Below are 452 nucleotides of genomic sequence, written 5' to 3' on the forward strand. Positions count from 1 at the left end.
GGGGTGGAAACAGTGAAAATAACCTCCGTCTTGCAGTCACAGAACTGCGGAAAGATGAACAACTAAAAGACCTAGAACCATTATTATCATTCTTTGCTAGTTTTGTTTTAGAGATTCCCTTAATTCAACAAATTATGAGGTGGGATATGACAGTGTTAAGAGAATCACCGTGGTATGAAGAAATCCTTAAAGAAGGATTGCAACAGGGGGAAAAGCAAGGATTACAGCAAGGATTACAGCAAGGATTACAACAAGGACTACAACAAGGGGAGTCGGTCCTTGTTTTGCGTCAACTCACTAGGAGGTTTGGGGAAATAGAATTTTCTATGAGGGAGAAAATCAAGAAGTTACCCACTACTGAGTTAGAGATATTGGGAGAAAGTTTATTAGATTTTTCCCAAATACAAGACCTGATAGACTGGTTAGCAGTTCATTAAACTGCTAACAAAAGA

1 protein-coding gene is annotated in these 452 nt (G+C 38.7%); it reads left to right on the plus strand.

Features of this window, described 5'->3' with window-relative positions:
* Positions 1-437, plus strand: a 437-nt coding sequence (locus ACIR131C_RS26390) for a DUF4351 domain-containing protein (protein WP_196811825.1), incomplete at its 5' end; no start/stop codon positions are given.
* Between the last annotated feature and the right edge of the window lie 15 nt (positions 438-452).

The sequence above is a fragment of the Dolichospermum circinale AWQC131C genome (assembly GCF_000426905.1).
Taxonomy (GTDB): domain Bacteria; phylum Cyanobacteriota; class Cyanobacteriia; order Cyanobacteriales; family Nostocaceae; genus Dolichospermum; species Dolichospermum circinale.